The 19,202-nt window shown below is 56.9% G+C and carries 21 protein-coding genes and 1 pseudogene; 10 read left to right on the plus strand and 12 right to left on the minus strand.

Features of this window, described 5'->3' with window-relative positions:
- Window positions 1–155 precede the first annotated feature (155 nt).
- Together ACE3SE_RS10700 and ACE3SE_RS10705 are read left to right on the plus strand one after the other, a co-directional pair.
- Window positions 156–395: an HTH domain-containing protein gene (locus tag ACE3SE_RS10700; protein ID WP_374555180.1), complete on the plus strand. Its 240-nt coding sequence runs from the start codon at window positions 156–158 to the stop codon at window positions 393–395.
- On the plus strand, window positions 392–1,303 hold the full coding sequence (locus tag ACE3SE_RS10705) for a DNA adenine methylase (RefSeq protein ID WP_374555182.1): 912 nt from the start codon (window positions 392–394) through the stop codon (window positions 1,301–1,303). The genes ACE3SE_RS10700 and ACE3SE_RS10705 overlap by 4 nt, the downstream gene beginning before the upstream one ends.
- On the opposite strand, the gene ACE3SE_RS10710 is transcribed toward ACE3SE_RS10705, so the two are convergent.
- From ACE3SE_RS10710 to ACE3SE_RS10720, 3 genes are all read right to left on the minus strand, one after another.
- Complete coding sequence (locus ACE3SE_RS10710) at window positions 1,296–1,997, minus strand: hypothetical protein (protein ID WP_374555184.1); 702 nt, start codon at window positions 1,995–1,997, stop codon at window positions 1,296–1,298. The genes ACE3SE_RS10705 and ACE3SE_RS10710 overlap by 8 nt on opposite strands.
- Before the next feature lie 125 nt (window positions 1,998–2,122).
- Complete coding sequence (locus tag ACE3SE_RS10715) at window positions 2,123–2,482, minus strand: H-NS histone family protein (protein WP_374555186.1); 360 nt, start codon at window positions 2,480–2,482, stop codon at window positions 2,123–2,125.
- A gap of 6 nt (window positions 2,483–2,488) precedes the next feature.
- Window positions 2,489–3,769 (minus strand): tyrosine-type recombinase/integrase, encoded by a 1,281-nt coding sequence (locus tag ACE3SE_RS10720; RefSeq protein ID WP_374555188.1) that lies wholly within the window; start codon window positions 3,767–3,769, stop codon window positions 2,489–2,491.
- 175 nt (window positions 3,770–3,944) lie between these two features.
- On the opposite strand from ACE3SE_RS10720, the pseudogene ACE3SE_RS10725 reads away from it, so the two are divergent.
- Together ACE3SE_RS10725 and serS are read left to right on the plus strand one after the other, a co-directional pair.
- Window positions 3,945–4,919, plus strand: a pseudogene (locus tag ACE3SE_RS10725) (replication-associated recombination protein A); the annotation flags it as partial.
- A 283-nt stretch (window positions 4,920–5,202) separates the two neighbouring features.
- Window positions 5,203–6,489, plus strand: a complete 1,287-nt coding sequence (serS, locus tag ACE3SE_RS10730; protein WP_374555190.1) for a serine--tRNA ligase — start codon at window positions 5,203–5,205, stop codon at window positions 6,487–6,489.
- 102 nt (window positions 6,490–6,591) lie between these two features.
- Here the strand turns inward: serS and ACE3SE_RS10735 are convergent, their stop codons facing one another.
- A complete protein-coding gene (locus ACE3SE_RS10735) occupies window positions 6,592–7,503 on the minus strand; it encodes an N-acetylmuramoyl-L-alanine amidase (RefSeq protein ID WP_374555192.1) in 912 nt (303 codons plus the stop codon).
- A gap of 263 nt (window positions 7,504–7,766) precedes the next feature.
- Entirely contained in the window at window positions 7,767–8,546 is a 780-nt protein-coding gene (locus ACE3SE_RS10740; protein WP_374555194.1) for an enoyl-CoA hydratase, read from the minus strand.
- 299 nt (window positions 8,547–8,845) lie between these two features.
- Here ACE3SE_RS10740 and ACE3SE_RS10745 point away from each other — a divergent pair, with 299 nt between their 5' ends.
- Complete coding sequence (locus ACE3SE_RS10745) at window positions 8,846–9,517, plus strand: sulfite exporter TauE/SafE family protein (protein ID WP_131360657.1); 672 nt, start codon at window positions 8,846–8,848, stop codon at window positions 9,515–9,517.
- 49 nt (window positions 9,518–9,566) lie between these two features.
- Here ACE3SE_RS10745 and ACE3SE_RS10750 read toward each other — a convergent pair whose 3' ends face one another.
- Genes ACE3SE_RS10750 through ACE3SE_RS10775 form a run of 6 tightly spaced genes read right to left on the minus strand, consistent with a single transcriptional unit; the run spans window position 9,567 to window position 13,664 of the window.
- The gene (locus tag ACE3SE_RS10750; protein ID WP_374555196.1) at window positions 9,567–10,454 is read right to left on the minus strand and encodes a metal ABC transporter substrate-binding protein; all 888 of its coding nucleotides are present in this window, start codon (window positions 10,452–10,454) and stop codon (window positions 9,567–9,569) included.
- A gap of 10 nt (window positions 10,455–10,464) precedes the next feature.
- Window positions 10,465–11,340: a metal ABC transporter permease gene (locus ACE3SE_RS10755; RefSeq protein WP_374555198.1), complete on the minus strand. Its 876-nt coding sequence runs from the start codon at window positions 11,338–11,340 to the stop codon at window positions 10,465–10,467.
- A complete protein-coding gene (locus ACE3SE_RS10760; protein ID WP_045848672.1) occupies window positions 11,340–12,083 on the minus strand; it encodes a metal ABC transporter ATP-binding protein in 744 nt (247 codons plus the stop codon). Before ACE3SE_RS10760 ends, ACE3SE_RS10755 begins: the two co-directional genes overlap by 1 nt.
- Window positions 12,080–12,307 (minus strand): hypothetical protein, encoded by a 228-nt coding sequence (locus tag ACE3SE_RS10765; protein ID WP_374555200.1) that lies wholly within the window; start codon window positions 12,305–12,307, stop codon window positions 12,080–12,082. Before ACE3SE_RS10765 ends, ACE3SE_RS10760 begins: the two co-directional genes overlap by 4 nt.
- An 8-nt stretch (window positions 12,308–12,315) precedes the next feature.
- Window positions 12,316–13,242: a CobW family GTP-binding protein gene (locus ACE3SE_RS10770; RefSeq protein WP_374555202.1), complete on the minus strand. Its 927-nt coding sequence runs from the start codon at window positions 13,240–13,242 to the stop codon at window positions 12,316–12,318.
- Window positions 13,230–13,664, minus strand: a complete 435-nt coding sequence (locus ACE3SE_RS10775; protein ID WP_045848669.1) for a Fur family transcriptional regulator — start codon at window positions 13,662–13,664, stop codon at window positions 13,230–13,232. The genes ACE3SE_RS10770 and ACE3SE_RS10775 overlap by 13 nt, the downstream gene beginning before the upstream one ends.
- A gap of 145 nt (window positions 13,665–13,809) precedes the next feature.
- Here ACE3SE_RS10775 and ACE3SE_RS10780 point away from each other — a divergent pair, with 145 nt between their 5' ends.
- Together ACE3SE_RS10780 and ACE3SE_RS10785 are read left to right on the plus strand one after the other, a co-directional pair.
- The gene (locus ACE3SE_RS10780) at window positions 13,810–14,250 is read left to right on the plus strand and encodes a c-type cytochrome (RefSeq protein ID WP_374555204.1); all 441 of its coding nucleotides are present in this window, start codon (window positions 13,810–13,812) and stop codon (window positions 14,248–14,250) included.
- Between the two features lie 90 nt (window positions 14,251–14,340).
- Window positions 14,341–14,778, plus strand: a complete 438-nt coding sequence (locus ACE3SE_RS10785) for a c-type cytochrome (protein WP_374555206.1) — start codon at window positions 14,341–14,343, stop codon at window positions 14,776–14,778.
- Window positions 14,779–14,854: 76 nt separating this feature from the next.
- On the opposite strand, the gene ACE3SE_RS10790 is transcribed toward ACE3SE_RS10785, so the two are convergent.
- Complete coding sequence (locus tag ACE3SE_RS10790; protein WP_374555207.1) at window positions 14,855–15,508, minus strand: cytochrome b/b6 domain-containing protein; 654 nt, start codon at window positions 15,506–15,508, stop codon at window positions 14,855–14,857.
- 277 nt (window positions 15,509–15,785) lie between these two features.
- On the opposite strand from ACE3SE_RS10790, the gene tyrS reads away from it, so the two are divergent.
- The 3 genes from tyrS (at window position 15,786) to ACE3SE_RS10805 (ending at window position 18,884) form a co-directional block, all read left to right on the plus strand.
- A complete protein-coding gene (tyrS, locus tag ACE3SE_RS10795; RefSeq protein ID WP_131360667.1) occupies window positions 15,786–17,063 on the plus strand; it encodes a tyrosine--tRNA ligase in 1,278 nt (425 codons plus the stop codon).
- A gap of 157 nt (window positions 17,064–17,220) precedes the next feature.
- On the plus strand, window positions 17,221–18,102 hold the full coding sequence (locus tag ACE3SE_RS10800; RefSeq protein ID WP_374555209.1) for an NAD(P)-dependent oxidoreductase: 882 nt from the start codon (window positions 17,221–17,223) through the stop codon (window positions 18,100–18,102).
- Entirely contained in the window at window positions 18,096–18,884 is a 789-nt protein-coding gene (locus ACE3SE_RS10805; RefSeq protein WP_374555211.1) for a hydroxypyruvate isomerase family protein, read from the plus strand. Before ACE3SE_RS10800 ends, ACE3SE_RS10805 begins: the two co-directional genes overlap by 7 nt.
- Window positions 18,885–19,202: the final 318 nt, after the last annotated feature.

Below are 19,202 nucleotides of genomic sequence, written 5' to 3' on the forward strand. Positions count from 1 at the left end.
ATTGACTGGCTTTTTGTTTTTGGGGTTGACTTAAATTTTCTGCGTTCGTGCGATGGGTGTTGCGGGGAATGTTGTTCTGCGTTAGCATGCGGATGCATGCTTGTAAAGGGTCGGATATGACATGGAATCGCCAGAAGAGTGACTTGGAGGCCTTGATGGTTGAGGTGCTAAAAAAGAAGAAGAAGGCACTCAGTCTCGGGGAGGTGGTCACTGAAATTGAAAAGATGGAGCCCTGTGCCTTTAGAGGTCAGACTCCAACCAACTCGTTGTATTCAATAATATACAGAAGAGAGCGTCGCCGTGTTGAAAACGGTGGCGAACCACTCTTCTTGATTGAGAAGGACAGAAATTATTCTGTCTATTTGCTGAATCCCAAGTTCAAAAATGCCTCATGAAAAAAGCACCGCATGTAATTCCATATCAAGGGAGCAAGAGAAAACTTGCTGAAGATATTCTGACTTACATGGATTTTGAGATTGACACTCTCTATGAACCATTCGTTGGGTCAGGTGCAATTACTCTTGCTGCTGCCGCAAATCATAAGGCTAAAAAATTCGTCGTTGCCGACAAACTTGAGCCATTGGCAGAGCTTTGGAAGTTAATTGTTAGCGACCCTGAGCGATTGACTGAAGAATATTCAAAGCTATGGAATGAGCAACTGGCTGATCCTGCGGCTTACTACAAGAAGGTTCGAGACGACTACAATGAAACAAAGTCGCCATCTGACCTGCTCTATCTTGTAGCTAGGTGCGTGAAAAATGCTGTACGTTTCAATGGTAGTGGTGAATTCAATCAAGGTCCAGATAATCGTCGCCTTGGTTTGAAGCCCGACAAGTTGAAAAGAGAAGCGGCACTTATGTCCAAGTTGCTGAAAGATCGGATTAAGATTGTAGGTGGTGATTTTAGAGACGCAATTTCTGATGCAACCGCCAATGACCTTGTCTATATGGATCCACCTTGGCAGGGGACTAGTGGAAAGCGAGATTCAAGATACGCCCATCTTTTGAATCTGGATGAACTTATTGAGGAACTAGACAGCCTCAATAAACGCAATGTTCCTTATATGCTAAGTTTTGATGGAACTTGTGGGGATAGGACTTATGGGACGGAACTTCCTGACTACCTTCAGTTGAAGAAGGTTGGGCTTCATGCTGGTCGCTCTAGTCAAGCAACTTTGTTGGGGCGTGATGATGTCACGATTGAATCCCTTTACCTGTCGCCCGCACTTCTTGCTAAAACCAAAACTGTGACCCATGAAAAAGAAAACCCCCAGCTTGACTTGCTGGGGGCTGCTCTTACTTGATCAGTTTTTTGATTTCATCTTGGATAGAAGAGCCATTCTCCTTGGCTCTTTTTTCTAATGTTTGGAATGTATCAACATCCTTACCGCTGAAAGTCAAATCTACTCTTCGCTCTTGCTTCATCGCAACATGGGTAAAACTTTCAGGATATGCCCAATAGCAAGTTTGACAAGTTGCCAAGTCTTTTTTGATTAGAAAATTCTGGCAGTGTTCACATGCCCATGATTTCTGTCGCTGGGCGGCACCAGACAGAAGCATGAAGTCTGCGGGATTGCGGTCCGTTCCTTCATCTCCAGAAATACGGTATGGAATCCTGTGGTCAATTTGTAGATGTGATTCATCGTATTGCTCGGTGCTAATTGCACACCGAGCACCAAACTGCTCAATCAGTTCTTTTTTCAACTGCTTGGGAAGAACTTTTCTCCCACCAAGCTTCCCATCTTCAATTTGTGAAGGGTCGCCAAATCGATAGGCACCGATAGAACGCCCATCACTGCCTTTGACTTTGAAAGTCTCCAGAGGGATACCTTGATCACGAACATCGCCTGCGGCTCTTGGAGGATGGTTGTAGCCGTACGTTTCTTTGAGATCTTCAGTGGTGATGTAGCCGTGCTCAATGATGTGGTCAATAACCACCTTGGCACGGTGAGCTGTCACCTTCCTAGCCGCTGCAAGTAATTTCGGATCAATCGACACGTTTTTTACCAGGTTGTTGTTGACAAACCTGGCATTGTACGCTTGCTGTGCGGGGTCGAAAAGTCCTAAAGAAAGACACAAAAAAGCACCCCGTAGGGTGCTTTTTTCATTGGTAGGTGAAGGTCTTACTTCACACGATACTGTTCAAGGTCTTCACCAGCCGCTTGAGCTTCAATGATCCACTTGGGCTTCCTGCCTTGTTTGGCACCGGACCAGGTGAGATCGCCCTTCCGATACATGACAACTGCTTCTTTGGCTGCGGTTTTCTTTCCGGGCTTTGAAGTAGATGCAAAACCCAGTTGTGCAGCGGTCAATCCATATTTTGAAATCTTGGCTTTCATGTCAGCCAAGACGGTTTCAATTTCAGAAGCCTTCACTGCTTCTGCTTGTTCTTGAAGTTTCTTGATCTGAGCCTGAAGTTCATCATAGCTGGGTGTTGCAGTTGCCATCGGCTTGTTCCTCTTGGTGGAAGTTGATTCGGTCATCTTAACTTAATTCCTGTCGCCATAGTAGGCATTAGTCATGGCTGAAGAACTATGGCCTGCAAGCAGCATAATTTCTTCTTCATTCAAGGCTTCTCCTGATCTGAGCTTGGCGAAGACTTCAGCAAGACGGTCAGGCATGTTCTGGATTGTCTGTTCAACAGTCTGCGGTGACACTCCCATCTCTTTAGCGATCTGGAAGTTGTTGGATCTTTTCTGGCGAATGAGCTTTGTCAGTGCCGTCCTGCGAGTGTCATGGAAGTGCAGCCTTGTCTCTGGATCATCATAAAGGCCAAGTGCTTTCAAAGCGTCAACCCAGTATTGACGGAAATTCCATGCGGTCAGCTTGAAGATTGGTCCCTTGGCAAGTCGGTTTGCTTTGAGCCATTCCCTAAATTCTTCATCTTCAGGGATCATGATGTCCCTTGGCTTGCCGTTTTTAGTTTTTGGGATATGGATGGACCAAAGCTGAAGATTCACATTCTCCCATTGAGCGTTCAAGACTTCACTTTTCCGTGCCCCTGATTCAAGGCAAGTGATGAAAAGATAGTAGGGTTCTTGATTGGCTTTGAGCTTCATCCATTCTGCAATCTGGACGGCTTCATCATCAGACAGAACCCTTTTCCTTCCAAGATAAGGCTTCGGCTTCTCGCCCTTTGGAAGCATCTTGACTGGGTTCATGATGCTGTTTGGGAATTGTTCGGGATAGAGCTTGTAGACTTTTTCAAAGGCCGAACTGATAGTTGATATTTCACGAAGGATTGTGTTGTCCTTGATGCCTGACTTCCTTCTGGAATCCATGTAGGCAATCAAGAGCCAAAAGTCCACGGTATCAATCTTGAAGTTGCCAAACTCAATGTAGTCTTTGGCATAGGTTCTGCCCATCATGGCATCAACCACCGTATTCCTGTAGCGGTAGTTGTCAATCTTGGGTCCCAAGTCCTTCAAGTAGATTGGAATTGAAGGAATGGCACTCAGGCAACGATTCTGGTTTGTCTTAAAAGAAGACTCTGCCTGCTTGCTCATGTATTGTTGGAAGTAATCCTTGAGCAGCCTTCTCATGTCGGGCATTTCAAGTTGATACTTCTGATCAAAAATGAGATTCTGTGGGACACCAGTATTGATACGGTGAAGTTCTTGGTCTTCCCATGACCTTGCAACAGACTCTTCATCAAAGAGCTTGCTGATACTCTCTCCGTTCTTTCGGATCTGAACTCGCCAACGGGTGACAGTGACCTTGCGGCCAGTCTCCTTGTTCAAAACCTTGTACTTGATTGGGTAGACCGACACTGTGACTCCTTCCTGTTCTTTGAGGTCCTTGGGGGCCTGCACAAGCCAAGGAGGCGTTCTGCTTGCACAATCAAAAACCGTGGTGCAAAAAATTGTGCATCAAAAGCGGTGTTTTGTGCAAAGTCGTCGCCTTGGAACACGCCAAGCCGTTGATAAACAACGAGTGCAACGTACTGTACGGGGCTTCAACAAAAGCCAGCAGGATGCGTTTTTGCCTTTTGTCGAATCCGGCCTGCTCACCTTTATTGGTGCCACCACGGAAAACCCGTCGTTCGAGGTGAACTCCGCCCTGCTGTCACGAGCGCAGGTGTATTTGCTGAACAGCCTGGGGGAGGACGAACTGGTGCTGTTGTTCCAGCGTGCGCGCGACAAGGGCGCGCTGGACGGACTGGAATTCGACGAGCAGGCCATCGCAGCCCTCACCGGCTATGCCGATGGCGATGCACGGCGCTTTCTTAACCTGCTGGAGCAAACCCGCACCGCCGCGCTGGCACGCAAAACCGGCCAGATCACGCAGGACTTTCTGGCCGAAGTGCTCAGCGTCAACGCCCGCCGCTTCGACAAGGGCGGCGATGCCTTCTACGACCAGATTTCCGCCCTGCACAAATCGGTGCGCGGCTCCAACCCGGATGCCGCCCTGTACTGGCTCACCCGCATGCTGGATGGCGGCGCGGACCCGCGCTACCTGGCGCGCCGCCTGGTGCGCATGGCCTGGGAAGACATTGGTCTCGCCGACCCGCGCGCCATGCAGATTGCCAACGATGCCGCCACCACCTACGAGCGGCTGGGCAGCCCGGAAGGCGAACTGGCTCTGGCGCAAGCCGCCATCTACCTGGCGGTGGCGGCAAAGAGCAATGCCGGCTACGTGGCCTACAACCAGGCGCGCGCCTTCATCAAGCAGGACAAGAGCCGCCCGGTGCCGGTACACCTGCGCAATGCGCCCACCAAGCTGATGAAAGAGCTGGGCTATGGCCATGAATACCGCTATGCCCATGACGAACCGAATGCCTATGCCGCCGGCGAAAGCTATCTGCCGGACGACATGCCGGAACCGGGCTGGTATCAGCCGGTGCCGCGCGGGCTGGAAATCAAGATCGGGGAAAAACTGGCCCTGCTGAAAAAGTGGGATGAGGAAGCCGGCAAGAAGTAAGGCCGCAGCGACCAAGGGCTAGCCAACAGGACGTCGCCTGCCAGCATCTACAAGCCCGCCAGCATTGCTTATAATGCTGTTTTTGCCAGCAACAGGCAGGACAAAGCCCGCCTGTTACCGTTACACTTGCGTTTTACAGAATGAGTTGGTGCTGCCAGCCACAGGCAGACAGTGCAGCACCACACAGCGGTTGCTTTCCCTCCGCATGCAGGATTCAGTAAGGGGCTGATGCTGTTGCACAGCCCGCTACCAGCAAGACACTTCAATACCATCAGGATTTTCCATGCTAGACATTCAATTGCTCCGTAACGATCTGGACGCTGTTGCTGCCCGCCTGGCCAGCCGTGGCTACACCCTGGACACCGCCGCTTTCACCGCAATGGAAGCCGACCGCAAATCCCTGCAAACCCGCATGCAGGAACTGCAATCGCGCCGCAATGCCACTTCCAAGCAAATTGGCGAAGCCAAGCGCAAGGGTGAGGATGTGTCTGCCATCATGGCCGAAGTGGCGAACCTGGGTGATGAACTGAAAGCAGCCGAAGCTGCCTTCGAAGCGGTCCAAGCCAAGCTGGATGCCCTGCTGATGAGCATTCCCAACCTGCCGAACGAATCCGTTCCGGTAGGCAAGGACGAGAACGACAATGTGGAAGTGCGCCGTGTTGGCGTGCCGCGCCAGTTCGACTTTGAAGTAAAAGACCATGTCGACATCGGTACTCCGCTGGGCCTGGATTTCGACACCGGTGCCAAGCTGTCCGGTGCCCGCTTCACCGTACTGAAGGGCGACATTGCCCGTCTGCACCGCGCGCTGGCGCAGTTCATGCTCAACACCCATACCGGTGAGCATGGCTATACCGAGCACTACACCCCCTACATCGTCAACGACAGCGCCCTGCTGGGCACCGGCCAACTGCCGAAATTTGCCGAAGACATGTTCAAGGTGACCAAGGGCGGTGAAGAAGGCACGGTAGACCAGTACCTGATTTCCACCTCGGAAATCACCCTGACCAATACCGTGAGCAACAGCATCCTGAAAATGGAAGAGCTGCCGCTCAAGCTGACCGCCCACTCGCCCTGCTTCCGCTCCGAAGCCGGCAGCTATGGCCGTGATACCCGTGGCATGATCCGCCAGCACCAGTTCGACAAGGTGGAAATGGTGCGCATCGAGCATCCGGACCACTCCTATGCTGCGCTGGAAGAAATGGTTGGCCACGCCGAAAACATTCTGAAGGCACTGGAACTGCCCTACCGCGTGATTACCCTGTGCACTGGCGACATGGGCTTTGGCGCTGCCAAAACCTACGACCTGGAAGTATGGCTGCCGGCGCAGAACACCTACCGCGAAATCTCCAGCTGCTCCAACTGTGAAGCCTTCCAGTCGCGCCGCATGCTGGCCCGCTTCAAGGACGAAAACGGCAAGAACCAGCTGGTGCATACCCTGAACGGTTCCGGTCTGGCTGTAGGCCGTACCCTGGTGGCGGTACTGGAAAACTACCAGAACGCCGATGGCAGCGTGACCATTCCGGCCGTACTGCGTCCGTACATGGGCGGCAAGGAAAAAATCGGCGGCTGATATCCGCCGGTTCTGCTAGACAAAAAGCCACGACATGTCGTGGCTTTTTTTGTTTGGTGAAGCAAGTCTGCTTGACAGGCCTGGGCGGAAGTCAGGCAATTGTTACTGGCGGTATTTTTCCAGCAAGGCTTTGGCAATGGCCTCGGTTTGTGCATCGGCATTACCGCTGTAGTCTGCCGGGCGAAAGTGCATCTGGAATGCACTGATGGTTTTGCGGGTGTCTTCATCCAGCTCACCGCTTTGCGGAATCTGGTCGTATCCATAACGCTTAAGGCTTTGTTGCACTTCCAGCACCACGGCCGCCTGTTTGGGCGCGCGCCCTGCAAGATGTTTTTCCACCGTTTGCGGGTCCGGCCAGGCGCCGATTCCCATGCCGGCCAATTGCTTCCAGGGAAACAAGGGGCCCGGGTCGGACTTGCGCAAGGGTGCCACGTCGCTGTGACCCAGCACGTTGTAAGGCTGGATCTGGTTCCGGGCAATCACATCCTTGAGCAGGATAGACACGGCCTTGATCTGTTGAGGCGTATACGGATACCACTGACGCCAGCCAGAAGGTAATTCGGTGTAGCCACGGTTGACCATTTCCACGCCCACCGAAGACGCATTCAGCGCTCGCCAGCCGCCCCAGCTACTGACGCCGGCATGCCAGGCACGCTTGCTTTCCGGCACTAGCTGCATGATGACTGGCTCTCCACCACGCCATTGCGGGTTTTCCGGCACCAGATAATGTGTGCTGACCTGCGGACCGGTCAGCATGGCGAGGGAGTCGGCCTGATTCAGTGCCGTGTAATGCAGGATGACAAAACGGATGCGCTCGTCCTGGCCCTGAGCGGTAAAGCTGGTATTCAGCAAGTAATGCTCGGCTATTTTTTCGTAGGCAGGCCGGCTTGCTGGCGGTTCAGCCTGCTTGGCCGACATGGTGTTGCTGCAGCCAGCCAGAACAAGCTGACTGGTGCTCAGGACAATGGTTTTATACAGATAACTGCGGGAAAGAACTGGTTTTTTGGTTTTCATGGGACTCTGGCTTTGTTGACCAATTAAAAAAACAATCAATATTTACTTTTTGATTGATAATAATTATCAGCAACATGAAAATCAGACGGTACTGACCAAAGTTCCAGTTTTCTTCTCTGCAAATCAGGAAATTGTGAATCACAACCTGCTTGGCAAACACCTCAGCCCCGACACATCACTGCCGTTCAACAGCCGCTTCGGACAATAAAACAGCCGGGACTCGCCCGGCTGTTTCATGGTCTACTTCCATCGACAAATCAGTATCAATCCTCGTCCGCCCAGCTTGGCGAGCGCTTGCCCAGAAACGCCGACACCCCTTCCAGCTGTTCCTCTTCCCCGACCAGGGACAGCAAGGCCTCGCGTTCCCGTTGCAGGTGCTCTTCCAGCGTGGCACCAGCACTGGCTTCAATCAGCTGGCGCGCACGCGCCACCGCCTGCGGCGCCTGATTCGCCACCTTGCCCGCCAGGCTTACTGCCATGATCTTGGCAAAACCCGGATCGACAATTTCTTCCACCAGGCCGATTTCATAAGCCTTTTCCGCACTCAGGATTTCGCCACCCAGCAGAATGCGCTTGGCCCAGGACACACCTACCTTGTCGGCCAGCGTCTTGCTGCCACCACCGGCCGGCAACAGGCCAACCCGGGCTTCCGGCAAACCCAGCCTGGCGCCGCGTTCCACCACCATGTAGTCACACATCAGCGCGCATTCCAGCCCGCCGCCCAGGGCATAACCGTTGATGGCGGCAACCGTCACGCCGGAATAGTTGCGCAGCGCTGCAAATGCGGCGGTAAAGGCGTCCAGCATTTCGGCTACATTCTGCTTGCTGCCCTTGCTGAAGAGATTCAGATCAGCGCCAGCACAGAAGAAAGCGTCTCCAGCCCCGGTGATCACCACTGCGCGCACCGAGCTGTCCGCTTGCAGCTTGGCCATCACGGTAGCCAGTTCATGCAGGCTGGCGATGGTCCACACATTGGCGGGAGGATTGTTGATCGTGATGATTGCAGACTGGCCCAGATGTTCGAGCGTCAAATACTTGGCCATGTAGTTTCCTCAGTTTCTTTGTGGGTCGTTACACATTGCAGCACCTGTCCGTTTGGCCTTTTTATTTGTGGCCTCCCCGATTACGGCAGGAAAGAATGAGCATTCTCAGGGCTTGGCCCGCCTTTTTCCAGCGCGAATAACCGTTTCCCCGTACTTTTTTTCTAGCTGGCATTCCTCCTCAATGCCAAACAGAATTTGGCTTTTTTTTATTATTACATTGTCACAATTTGCTTAAAAATCAGGCAAGCCGAGCTAACAAGCCCTCTGGTAGAATAGGGATTTAAGCAACAGGTTGTCGCATGTTAGAAACGGGTTTCTGGGTGATTTTCCTGGCCGGCCTGCTGGGCGGCGGACATTGCATGGGGATGTGCGGCGGCATTGTGACGGCGCTGACCCTGAATCTGCCTGCCGGGCAGCAACGCTGGAAAATCATGCTGTCGTACAACAGCGGGCGCTTGCTCAGTTATGTCAGCGCAGGCGTGTTGCTGGGTGGCCTGGCTGAAGCCGGCTTGAGCCTGATTGCCACCCGACCGGCACAAATGGCCTTGCTGGTACTGGCCAACCTGATGCTGATTGCCATGGGCCTGTATCTGGCCGGGCTCTCCAGCGCCATTACCACCCTGGAAAAAATCGGCCGTCCGGTTTGGAGCAAACTGCAACCCTTGCTCGCCCGCCTACTGCCCATCCGCAGTGCCAAAGCCGCCTTGCTGGCCGGCATGCTGTGGGGCTGGTTGCCATGCGGCCTGGTATATAGCGCCTCGCTGTCAGCACTGGCCAGCGGCAAGGCGCTGCAAGGCGGCCTGCTGATGCTGGCATTCGGCCTGGGCACGCTGCCCAATTTGTTGCTGATGGGGGTGTTTGCCGACACGCTGCGCCAGTTCATCCAGCGCAAGCCGGTGCGTTTGCTGGCGGGCTTGCTGGTGGCGGGCATGGGGCTGACCCGTTTGCTGCTACTGGCAATGCAAGCATGAAAAAAGCCGCCCGGTGTGATCGGGGCGGCTTTAGGATGCCTCGCGCAGTTTAGCGGAAGGACTGCATGATGGTTTCCACATTGTGGTGGAACAGCTTGAGATAACTGCTGGCCGGGCCATTGGGCTTGGACAAGGCATCGGCATACAATTCGCCGCCAATCTTGACCTTGGCTTCGCGGGTCAGTTGTTCCAGCAGGCGCTTGTCGGTCATGTTTTCCATGAACACCGCATTCACCTTTTCCTGACGGACCTGTTTCACCAACTGCGCCACGCCCTTGGCCGATGCTTCTGCTTCGGTGCTCACGCCCTGGATGGCCAGCATCTTGATGCCATAACGCTCGCCAAAGTAGCCAAAGGCATCGTGCGACGTCAGCATCTTGCGCTTGGCCTGCGGCACGGCGGCAAACTGCCTGGCCGCCCAGTCGTCTTCCTGCTTCACCCGGGCCGAAAAGTCAGCCGCACGACGATTGTATTCATCCTTGCCTTGCGGATCGGCCTTGATCAGCGCGGCAGTGATATTGCGGATGTATACCTGCACCCGTTGCGGGTCGTGCCAGGCATGCGGATCCACCACATCGTGGCCATGCGCTTCGCCCTCTTCCTCCGGTGCCATGCGGGTCTTGATTCCCTTGCCGGCTTCCACCATCACCCCCTTGTAGGCGGATGCCTTGGTGAGCCGACCCATCCAGCCTTCCAGCCCCAGTCCGTTGGTGACAAACACGCGGGACGCCGACAGCGCCTTCACATCGGCCGGGGAAGGTTGAAACACGTGGGCGTCCTGATCCGGCCCTACCAGCGACACCACATCCACCCGCTGGCCACCGATTTCACGGGTCATGTCCGCCACAATGCTGAAACTGGCGACAACCGGCAGCTTTGCCGCCATGGCCGCCATGGGCAAACCCAGCAGCAACAGGCTCAACAGACTTTTTTTCACACCGAACTCCTCAGGATTCAAAATGCCGCGCGCGGATATAGCGCGGCAAGGCACCGCCCGCCGGAGCGAACAGCAAGGAAAAGAGATAGAACAAGCCGGCCACCAGAATGATGGCGGGGCCGGAAGGCAGCTCGAAGTGATAGGACAGCAACAGACCGGCCAGACCACTGCCAAAGGCCACGCTCACCGCCATCACCAGCATGCCTTCCACCGTTTCCGACCACAGCCGGGCGGTAATGGCGGGCAGCATCATCAGGCCCACCGCCATCAGCGTACCCAGTGCCTGAAAGCCGGATACCAGGTTCAGCACCACCAGCATCAGGAAGGCCATGTGCCACAGGCCACCGCGCGCGCCTACCGAGCGCAGGAACACCGGATCCAGGCTTTCCAGCAACATCGGGCGATAGATAAAGGCCAGGGTGATCAGGGTGACCGAAGCAACACCACCCACCAGATACAAGGCAGCGTCGTCCACCGCCAGCACCGAACCGAACAGGATGTGCATCAGGTCCACATTGCTGCCGCTCTTGGACACCAGCAGCACGCCGATGGCCAGTGACAACAGGTAGAACGCCGCAAAGCTGGCATCTTCCTTGATACCGGCAAAGCGCGTGGCAAGACCCGCCAGCACCGCCACCAGTACACCGGCAACAAAGCCACCCAGACTCATGGCCGGCAGACTGAGGCCGGCCAGCATGAAGCCGACGGCAGCGCCGGGCAGCACGGCATGGCTCATGGCATCCCCCATCAGGCTCATGCGGCGCATCACCAGGAACAGGCCGATGGGGCCGCTGCCCAGCGACAGGGCCAGGCAGCCGGCCAGCGCCCGGCGCATGAAGGCAAAGTCGACAAAAGGTGCAAGCAGTACATCGTAAAGGTGTTGCATCAGGCATTGACTCCATCGACCTGACACACCGCAGCACGGTCTTGCCAGTGGGCGGCCGTATCCACCGCCCGTTTCAGATTGGCATCGGTCAGTACCTGCTCGGTACGACCCCAGGCCACCACTTCACGCGCCAAGAGCAGCGTGTGCGGGAAATAGGCACGTACCTGCTCGTAGTCGTGCAGAACCGCAATGATGGTGCGGCCTTCTTCCTTCCAGCGCCGTACCAGTTCCAGCAGGTCGAAGGTGGTTTTGGCATCCATGGCGGTGAACGGCTCATCCAGCAGGATCAGCCGCGCATCCTGCAGCAGGATGCGGGCGAACAGTACGCGCTGGAATTGTCCGCTGGACAGCGCCGAAATGGAGCGGGTGGCAAAGTCGGCCAGGCCCACTTGTTCCAGTGCATCCATGGCCTGACCAAGGCCGGCACGCCCTACCCGGCCAAACGGCCCGGTACGGTGCCACAGGCCGGTGGCCACCAGGTCGAGCACGCTGACCGGCAAGGAGCGGTCGATTTCCGACTGCTGCGGCAGGTAGGCAATGTCCTGACGGACAAAGCCATCCAGCCGGGCATGGCCGGAATCGGGCTTGAGCGCACCGATCATGGCTTTGAGCAAGGTGCTTTTACCCGCGCCATTGGGGCCGAAGATGGCCGTGGCATCGCCCGTGACAAAGCTGCCCGAGACATGATGCACGGCCGGATGGCGCTGGTAAGACACCGTCAGATTATCCAGTGCGACCTTCATGCCACCTCCTGCAATGCCCACAGCACCACCGCCCACAACACGGCCAGCACCAGCGCCACCAGGGCCAGCCGTTGCCAGGCCGACATGGCCAGCAGGCTGATGGGGGGACGCAGGTTGGCGGCTGTCAGGTGTTGATGCGGGGCGGCACCATGCTGATGGCCATGGGCATGTTCATGCTCATGCTCATGCACATGGTCATCGGGTGAAGAATGTTGATGTTTCATTGTTTGATTTACTCGAAGCAGGCTTGCAGCACGGCCTCGACCGCGGCGTTATCCAGGGCTGGCGCAATCAGCTCGAAGCGGCTGTCACGCCGCCAGGACACCTGGCTGGCTCCCCACTGCCCTTCCGCCCAGTTCAGCCACACCCAGCTGTCCAGCACCTTGAACACGCCCTTGGCGCGCACCAGTCCGGGCACCAGCTTGGGCAGCCGGTCAAAAAAGTCGGTCAGTTGTTCGCCGCTGAAGGACTGCTCCGGCGGGAAGGTCCAGCCGGCGGAATCCCAGCCATTGCCACTATCAGCCGGAATGGCAGGCCGGTAGCGCGGCTTGACGGTGACGGCGGCATCCAGCCATTGCACATCCACCAGGCCATCCCGCACTTCTGCAATCACCGATTTGGGTGGAAACAGCTTGCCCGCCTGTGCATGGAAGGCTTGTAGGGTTTCCACGTCGGCCATATCGATCTTGTTGGCCACCAGCACGTCGGCAATGGCCACCTGGTCGCGGTACAGGGGCTGACGCAGGTAGTCCGGGCTGACAAACTGGCGCGGGTCAACCAGCGTCAGCACCGCACCCACTTCCAGCGCATCGCCCAAGGGCTTGGCGCGTAACTCGTCGATCACCCCGGCAGCATGGGCAAGGCCGCTGGCCTCGATCAGCAGGCGGTCCGGCCGCTCGCGTCGCAGCAAGGTAGCCACGGTGGTGGTCATTTGCGGACCGGCCACGCAGCACAGGCAGCCACCGGCGATTTCCGCCACCGGCAGGTCGTCGTTCATCAGCGCGGCACCGTCGATGCCCACTTCACCGAATTCATTGACGATGACCGCCCACTTTTCATTGGCCGGTCGGGTAGCAATCAGATGACGCAGGGCCGTGGTCTTGCCCACACCCAGAAAGCCGGTAAACAGATTGACAATGGTTTTTTTCATATGCGGCATGCCTTGCAAAGTCCGGTCAGCGTCAGGTTCTGGCGGCTCAGGGTAAAGTCGGCGGCGTCTGCCACATCGTGCAAGCCGGCCAGTGCCGCCATCACGTCGACTTCCTGCACCTTGCCGCAGGTTTCACATACCAGAATCATGCTTTCGTGCTGACACTCGAAATGGTCACAGACAACAAAGCCGTTCAGGGCATCCACCCGGTGCAACAGACCCTGCTCCACCAGAAAGTCCAGCGCGCGGTATACGGTAGGCGGGGCGGCAATGCCGCGTTCCTTTTGCAAATCGGCCAGCACCTGATAAGCCTTCACCACGCCCTGATGGCGCAGCACCAGCTCCAGCACCTGACGGCGCAACGCGGTCAGCTTGCAGCCACGGCGCTCGCAATGCGCTTCGGCGGCTTGGATGTAATCCGTGCGGTTCATTGACGGCTCCTGTTAACAATGGCGAATGTTACTGTATAACATCACGACAATACAACCATTAACACTCAGTGGGTATTGTCTGTCATCCGTCCGTGTTAGCCTGCGTTATCCCCTGTAGCAGCTTGCAACCTTCAAAGGAGTTCACATGAAAAAAACCCTCATGCTCAGCCTTTGCGCCGTTCTGGCCAGCTCTGCCTTCGCCGCCACCGATCCGGTATCCGCCCGTCAGGACATTTTCAAGCAGTTCAAGAAAGACGCCGGTGCCATGGGCAAGATGGTGAAGAGCGATGCCATCAACAAGGACGAATTCAGCAAGCTGGCTGCCCATCTGGATGAAGTGGCCCAGCAACCGTGGCAGCACTTCCCGGCTGGTACCGCCAGTGGTCAAACCGCCAAAAAGACCGAAGCCAAGGCCGAAATCTGGAGCAAGCCCGCCGAATGGACCAAGGCGACAGATGCCTTCAAGGCAGAGACCGCTAAGCTGAAGCAGGTTGCGGCAGCGGGAGACACTGCCAGCATCAAGAACCAGTTCGCCGCGGTGCAGAAGACCTGCAAAGCCTGTCACGACGCCTTCCGTAAAGACTGATAGAATTTTCACCCGCCGTTGCGGTGGTCTGGCCTTGCCGGACAGGCCGCCGCAACGGCATATCCAGCCAACCACCCCGACACAGAACCCATGAAACACACAGTTACTGCCCTGCTGCTGGCTGCCCTGGCCATTCCTGCCGCCATGGCCGACTCCCCGGCGGAAATCCGCACCCAGAGCTTCAAGAAAATCCTGCGCGCCTTCGAGCCGATGGGCATGGTGGTACGCGACCGCGACCCTTACAACAAGGCAAAATTCATTGCCATGGCCGACAGCCTGAAGCAGATTTCTGCCGAACCGTTCAATTATTTCCCGGCTAACAGCATTGATGGCAAGAGCCGCGCCAAGCCGGAAATCTGGAGCCAGCCGGCCAAGTTCCAGGCTGCGCGCGACACCTTCCTTAAAGCCGTCAACGACCTGGACAGCACCGCCCACAATGGCGACCTCGCCAGCATCAAGAAGAGCTACGGCGTGGTGGCACAAAGCTGCAAAGCCTGTCACGACAGTTTCCGTGGCCCGGAAAAATGAATCTGTAGCCAGCCACACGACAGCAAAACAAAAGGCCCTGACAACTCAGGGCTTTTTCGTTAATACAAGATCATGCTCACAAGCGGGTCAGTAGCAGATACACCCCGCCACCCGACAACAGCAGGCTCAGCAAGGCCAGCTGCCAGGCACGGAAATACGGTGCCGGTGTCTGGCCATCGGCCGCCTGATAGCCAGTCAGCATGGCGCGCACCAGGTTCTGCTTCTTGATCACACGGTAAGCCACAATGGCAGCAATGTGCAGGCCTACCAGCAGCAGGATGAGGTTGAACAACAGCTTGTGAAAGCGGGTGACGGATTCGGACAGCTCGCCCGAAATCAGCCGGGCCAGCGGGCCATCAAAAGTGTAGCTGTCCACGTCGGTGGCAAACAGGCCGCTCCCCACCTGTACCAGCAGCACCGCCAGCAAGGCCAGCACCATCAGCGCACCCAGCGGATTATGTCCGGGACGCGCTGTCCACTTGCCTTGCAGATAGGCGCGAATGGCCGCCGGGCCTTTGACAAACTGGCTGAAACGGGCGGTTTCGCTACCGATCACGCCCCAGATCAGCCGGAACAGCAGCAGCACGGCAATCGCCTCGCCACTCCAGATGTGATACTGCAACCAGTCGCCACCCTGCTCACCGGTGAACCACATGCCGCCAAACAGCACAACCAGGCTCCAGTGAAACAGGCGGGTTGGCCAATCCCATACCTTGATGCTCTTTTCCATGCGCAACCTCGTGCAGCAAACAGTGCAAAGAAGGCAGTTTAACCAGCTGCCCACTTACTGCCTACTGCCAAGTGTTGAAGAACTGTTGCCAAGGCCCGCCGTATGGACAATGCCGGAAAAATGCCGGAATTGGATTCTGATCAGGCCGTTTTCGGGTAGTATTACCCCTTTCGCCGTCCGTGATAGCGCAGCTTGCCCAAGCACGGCTGACCACAGACGGCCAACGTACTGACAGCCCGCTGCGGCTGTGTTTTCACGCATTGAGTTGGAGAAAGTAATGACCCAAGCTTCACTGATCGAGGATCTGGAGGCCCGCGGCCTGATCGCGCAAACCACAGACGCCGCCGCCTTGTCCGAACTACTGGCCAAGGAACAGGTAACCCTGTATTGCGGATTCGACCCGACTGCTGACAGCCTGCACATCGGCAGCCTGGTTCCCATTCTGATGCTCAAACGCTTCCAGCTGGCGGGCCATCGCCCGATCGCCCTGGTGGGCGGTGCCACCGGCATGATCGGCGACCCCAGCTTCAAGGCCACCGAACGCAAGCTGAACACCCCGGATGTGATTGAAGGCTGGGTGGACAAAATCCGCGCCCAGGTTTCACCCTTCCTGTCCTTCGAAGGCGACAACGCCGCTGTCATGGCCAATAACTACGACTGGTTTGGCGGCATGGGCGCACTGGAATTCCTGCGCGACATCGGCAAGCACTTCTCGGTCAACGCCATGATCAAGAAAGAAGCGGTGCAACAGCGTATCAACCGCGACGACCAGGGCATTTCCTACACCGAGTTCTCCTACAGCCTGCTGCAGGGTTATGACTTTTCCGAGCTGAACCGTCGTCTGGGCTGCAAGCTGCAAATCGGCGGTTCCGACCAGTGGGGCAATATCACTGCCGGTACCGACCTCACCCGTCGCCTGAACCAGCAGCAGGTGTTCGGCCTGACCATGCCGCTGGTCACCAAGTCCGATGGCACCAAGTTCGGCAAGACCGAATCCGGCACCATCTGGCTGGATGCGCGCAAGACTTCACCCTACGCCTTCTACCAGTTCTGGCTGGGCACCGCTGATGCCGACGTGTACAAGTTCCTGCGCTACTTCAGCTTCCTGTCGGTAGCAGAAATCGCCGCCATCGAAGAAGCCGACAAGGCCCGTGATGGCAAGCCGGAAGCCCAGCGCATCCTGGCCGAACAAGTGACCGAACTGGTACACGGCAAGGCAGCCCTGGCCGCCGCCCAGCGCATTACCCACAGCCTGTTCAGCAACGACTTGTCCAGCCTGACCGAAGACGACTTCGCCCAACTGGCACAGGACGGCCTGCCGCACTTCGTGCTGAATGCGGCTGAGGACAGCCTGATCGACGCGGTGGCCAATGGCGGCCTGGCCAAGTCCAAGAGCGAGGCACGTACCTTCATCCAGAGCGGCGCGGTCAGCATCAACGGCAACAAGGCAGACAGCATCGAGCATCGTTTCACTGCCGATGACCGACTGTTCGGTCGCTTCAGCCTGCTCAAGCGCGGCAAGAAGAACTATGCGCTGATTGAATGGCAGGCCTGATTCCGGCCTGATGCCCGCTTTGTCGGGCAATGCCACAGCGGCCCGCTTCTGCACATGCAGACGGGCCGTTTTTTCATGCCGACATCCCAATGCTCGACGCCACGGCTCCCATGCCGCTAGAATTTTGCCCACTCCTCCGCCACGCAAGGCTGACACCATGGAAAGAATCGGTTTTATCGGACTGGGCCTGATGGGCCTGCCCATGTGCCGCAGGCTGCAGGCTGCCGGCTTCCCGCTCACCGTCTGGAACCGCTCGCCGGACAAGCTGGAACAGGCCCGCGCCGAGGGCATGTCCGCCTCAACATCGCTGGTGGAACTGGCGGGTGCCAGTGACATCATCATGCTGTGCATTGCCGATGCCGCTGCGGTGCAAAGCGTGGTGGTGCAATTGCTCCCGCTCTTGCGCGCCGGTCAGCTCATCATTGACCTGTCCAGCATCGACCCCGACACCACCCGCCGCTGCGCAGAACAGCTTGGCCAACAGGGTGCCAGCTGGGTGGATGCGCCAGTATCCGGCGGGGTAAGAGGGGCGGAACAAGGCACACTGGTGATCATGGCCGGCGGCAGCGAGGCGGACATCCAGCGCGCCAGCCAGCCCTTGCAAGCCTTGTCGCAGCGCATTACCCGCATGGGCGATGTCGGCAGCGGGCAGGTGACCAAAATCTGTAACCAACTGGTTGTGGCCGCCAATGCCATGCTGATTGCCGAAGCGGTGGCGCTGGCCGAAAACAATGGCGTTGATGCCAGCCTGCTGGCACCAGCACTGGCTGGCGGCTTTGCCGATTCGCTACCCTTGCAGATTCTAGCCCCGCGCATGGCGGCACGTCAGGCCGAGCCGGTACAGTGGAAGGTGGCCACTCTGCTGAAGGATCTGGACAACGCCGGTCAGCTATCAAAACAAAGCCAGTCCGCCACCCCGCTGGCTGCGCTGGCCAGCCAGCTGATGCGCCTGCATGCCGCACAAGGCCATGCCACAGCCGACCTCAGCAGCGTCATCAATCTGTACCAGGACCATCATCAGGAAACCAGACCATGTTGAAGCTCTGCGCCAACCTCAGCATGCTGTTCAGCCACCTGCCGTGGCCGGAGCGCTTTGCCGCCGCCCGCGCCGCCGGTTTTGCCGCAGTGGAAATCCAGTTCCCCTATGAACATACGGTGGAACAACTGCAAGGCTGGCTGAATCAGCATCAGCTGAAGCTGGTACTGATCAACGCTCCGGCCGGAGACCTGATGCAAGGCGGCGCCGGGCTGGCCGGCCAGCCCGGCAAGGAGACGGAATTTGCCAGCGGCCTGCAGCAATGCCTGCACTACGCCACGCAACTGGGCGTGGAGGCGGTGAACATCCTGCCCGGACGGCTGGCAGAAGGCTGCAACCGCGCACAGGCACTGGCCACACTCAATGCCAATCTGCTGATGGCCGCTGATCTGCTTGGCCAGCATCACATCCGCTGCACCGTGGAGGCCATCAACCGCCACGACATGCCCGGTTTTCTGGTGAGCACCCTCGCCGAATTGCAGCAATTGCCCGCTCACCCCGATCTTTTCTGGCAAATCGACCTTTATCACATGGCCAGCATGGGCGAAGCACTGTCCCCCTTGCTGGCAAAACACTGGCAACGCATCGGCCACTTGCAGTTTGCCGACTACCCCGGCCGTGGCGCGCCGGGCTGCGGTGCGCTGGACTTTGCCAGCTTGTTCAGTCAAATCAAGGCACTGCCTTATGCCTTCTGGAGTGGTGCAGAATACCGTGACAATAACGGTGACATGGGGTGGCTGGCCTCACTGCCAGGCCAGCAGGACGATGCTGCACTGCGGCACTGAAACTTGCAGCCGGCTGCAATTTTTGATTTTTTGCCACATCTCCTGACAGGGAATCAATCACTTAGCAGGCCATTTTGCAGAAAAGGCTTGCAAACGGCTATTTTTTACCGTAGAGTGCGAACCCTTCTGATTTCCAAATTCCACCGGCAGATTCAGCAGCAGCAATGCAGCAACTGCCGGCGTGATGCTTCATCGTCCCTGACCGATATTCCAGGCTTCGTCCACGTAGTGTCTCTTTTGACTGGACTGCTGTTCGCCGCTTGCACAGGTTGGTGCCGATGACCGACAGCCTCACACGAGGCTGCTAACCGCCACATC

The sequence above is a fragment of the Aquitalea pelogenes genome, assembly GCF_041914625.1.
Classification (GTDB): Bacteria; Pseudomonadota; Gammaproteobacteria; order Burkholderiales; family Chromobacteriaceae; genus Aquitalea; species Aquitalea pelogenes.

Excerpts from the sequence above, each read along its gene's own strand:
- ACE3SE_RS10700 (WP_374555180.1), top strand. The coding sequence starts at position 156 with ATGGTTGAGGTGCTAAAAAAGAAGAAGAAGGCACTCAGTCTCGGGGAG.
- ACE3SE_RS10705 (WP_374555182.1), top strand. The coding sequence starts at position 392 with ATGAAAAAAGCACCGCATGTAATTCCATATCAAGGGAGCAAGAGAAAA.
- ACE3SE_RS10715 (WP_374555186.1), bottom strand. The coding sequence starts at position 2,482 with ATGACCGAATCAACTTCCACCAAGAGGAACAAGCCGATGGCAACTGCA.
- serS (WP_374555190.1), top strand. The coding sequence starts at position 5,203 with ATGCTAGACATTCAATTGCTCCGTAACGATCTGGACGCTGTTGCTGCC.
- ACE3SE_RS10735 (WP_374555192.1), bottom strand. The coding sequence starts at position 7,503 with ATGAAAACCAAAAAACCAGTTCTTTCCCGCAGTTATCTGTATAAAACC.
- ACE3SE_RS10740 (WP_374555194.1), bottom strand. The coding sequence starts at position 8,546 with ATGGCCAAGTATTTGACGCTCGAACATCTGGGCCAGTCTGCAATCATC.
- ACE3SE_RS10745 (WP_131360657.1), top strand. The coding sequence starts at position 8,846 with ATGTTAGAAACGGGTTTCTGGGTGATTTTCCTGGCCGGCCTGCTGGGC.
- ACE3SE_RS10755 (WP_374555198.1), bottom strand. The coding sequence starts at position 11,340 with ATGCAACACCTTTACGATGTACTGCTTGCACCTTTTGTCGACTTTGCC.
- ACE3SE_RS10760 (WP_045848672.1), bottom strand. The coding sequence starts at position 12,083 with ATGAAGGTCGCACTGGATAATCTGACGGTGTCTTACCAGCGCCATCCG.
- ACE3SE_RS10765 (WP_374555200.1), bottom strand. The coding sequence starts at position 12,307 with ATGAAACATCAACATTCTTCACCCGATGACCATGTGCATGAGCATGAG.
- ACE3SE_RS10770 (WP_374555202.1), bottom strand. The coding sequence starts at position 13,242 with ATGCCGCATATGAAAAAAACCATTGTCAATCTGTTTACCGGCTTTCTG.
- ACE3SE_RS10775 (WP_045848669.1), bottom strand. The coding sequence starts at position 13,664 with ATGAACCGCACGGATTACATCCAAGCCGCCGAAGCGCATTGCGAGCGC.
- ACE3SE_RS10780 (WP_374555204.1), top strand. The coding sequence starts at position 13,810 with ATGAAAAAAACCCTCATGCTCAGCCTTTGCGCCGTTCTGGCCAGCTCT.
- ACE3SE_RS10785 (WP_374555206.1), top strand. The coding sequence starts at position 14,341 with ATGAAACACACAGTTACTGCCCTGCTGCTGGCTGCCCTGGCCATTCCT.
- ACE3SE_RS10790 (WP_374555207.1), bottom strand. The coding sequence starts at position 15,508 with ATGGAAAAGAGCATCAAGGTATGGGATTGGCCAACCCGCCTGTTTCAC.
- tyrS (WP_131360667.1), top strand. The coding sequence starts at position 15,786 with ATGACCCAAGCTTCACTGATCGAGGATCTGGAGGCCCGCGGCCTGATC.
- ACE3SE_RS10800 (WP_374555209.1), top strand. The coding sequence starts at position 17,221 with ATGGAAAGAATCGGTTTTATCGGACTGGGCCTGATGGGCCTGCCCATG.
- ACE3SE_RS10805 (WP_374555211.1), top strand. The coding sequence starts at position 18,096 with ATGTTGAAGCTCTGCGCCAACCTCAGCATGCTGTTCAGCCACCTGCCG.